Source organism: Luteibacter sp. P4_D7_3 (genome assembly GCF_056401735.1).
This window is the reverse complement of sequence record NZ_JBFUIT010000552.1, coordinates 1-1394: the sequence shown is the minus strand read 5'-3', so window position 1 is coordinate 1394 and position 1394 is coordinate 1. Positions and strand designations below refer to the sequence as shown.

Genomic DNA, 1394 nt, shown 5'->3' with positions numbered 1-1394 from the left:
GCTCTGACACGTCATCCATGTGCGGATCCTGCCATTGAATGTGTGACCGTCGCACACCGCGTGCAAAGCGATTGTCAAAGCGACGATCCCATCGCGGATCCCGCTCCGATCACTTCAAATTGCCATGGCAAACCGGCAGGATAGCGACCCTGCTTTTTCACTTTGGGATCCCCGGATGTCTGTTGATCCAAGCCCTGCGGCGGCGCATGACCGCGCCGACCAAGTGGGCAGCGCTGTCATCCATGGTTTGGCGTTTGTGCTCAGCATTGCCGGGCTCACCGCCCTAGTTGCCAAGGCCGCGCTGTATGGCGGGGCGCTGGCCGTGTTCGCCAGCGCGCTCTACGGTGCCACCCCCGTTTTTCTCTGTGCCGCCTCGACGCTTTATCACGGCGTGCAGCATCCGAGCGCCCAAGGTGTCTTACGGACGCTTGATCACATGGGCATCTACTGGCTCATCGCGGGCACCTACACGCCCTTCGCTCTGATGGCGATGCCGGGGAAATGGGGCCTGATTCTCTTCGGCACGACGTGGTCCATCGCCATCGTTGGCAGTGTGCTTGAACTGGGCATCTTGAAACGGCATCACCGGGCGGCGGTGGCCTTGTATGTCGCAATGGGATGGGCGGCGATCGCAGCCTTTCAGCCGCTGGCGGCCCACCTTCCGACGGCGGGTTTGGCTCTGTTGATCGCGGGTGGCGTAGCCTACACCGTCGGCGTGCCGTTCTACCTGGCCAAGCGTTTGCCGTTTCACCACTCCGTGTGGCACGTGTTCGTGCTCGTCGGCAGCGTGCTGCACTATGTCGCCGTCTTGCTTTATGTGTTGCCGGGATCCGCGGCGAACGCCTGACCGGCCGTTCGCATTCAATCACGCTGCAGGAAAATAGTATGGCGGCTCACTCTCGGGCGAGCACAGGCTGGTCGATCAAACGAACCGCATCCAGTTCGTCCGCAATGCCAACCCAGCCCCCGTGCATTCCATTGAGCCACCTATCCTCGGTCTCGCCGGAGCTGGTCTCTGACGCTCGAGCCGCAGTGAGACGAAGGCTTTTCGCGCCATGTCCGATGGGACGAATTTGCTGCGTCGAGACCCAGTGTTTCCGTCAGTTCGCAAAGTGCGCGACAGACCTTCCTTGCATCTGCTCCGAGTCAGTCGTCCAGCCTGTCCTCTGGATGACGGTCCAGCCACTCGCTTGGACGGTGCATGGACCACTCGATCTCCCGGGCCATCTCGTCCGATATCGCCTCGCCCTCCATCAACGCCTCAAGTTGAGCCCCGCTAATATTGGCCATGACGGCCGCCTGCGCGGCCCAAGACTGGAGGCCCTCGCCGTCGAGCAATTGAATAAGGTGACGGAGGTTGGCGCGGCGACGCGTCTGGAGGGCAAGCTGTGAGG

2 protein-coding genes are annotated in these 1394 nt (G+C 61.8%); one reads left to right on the top strand and one right to left on the bottom strand.

The features are described from left to right. The first annotated feature begins 175 nt into the window (after nucleotides 1–175). Nucleotides 176–847: a PAQR family membrane homeostasis protein TrhA gene (gene trhA, locus AC1DSN_RS22640; protein WP_477299218.1), complete on the top strand. Its 672-nt coding sequence runs from the start codon at nucleotides 176–178 to the stop codon at nucleotides 845–847. A gap of 299 nt (nucleotides 848–1146) precedes the next feature. On the opposite strand, the gene AC1DSN_RS22635 is transcribed toward trhA, so the two are convergent. Next, on the bottom strand, nucleotides 1147–1394 hold a 248-nt coding region (locus AC1DSN_RS22635), incomplete at its 5' end, for a hypothetical protein (RefSeq protein WP_477333080.1).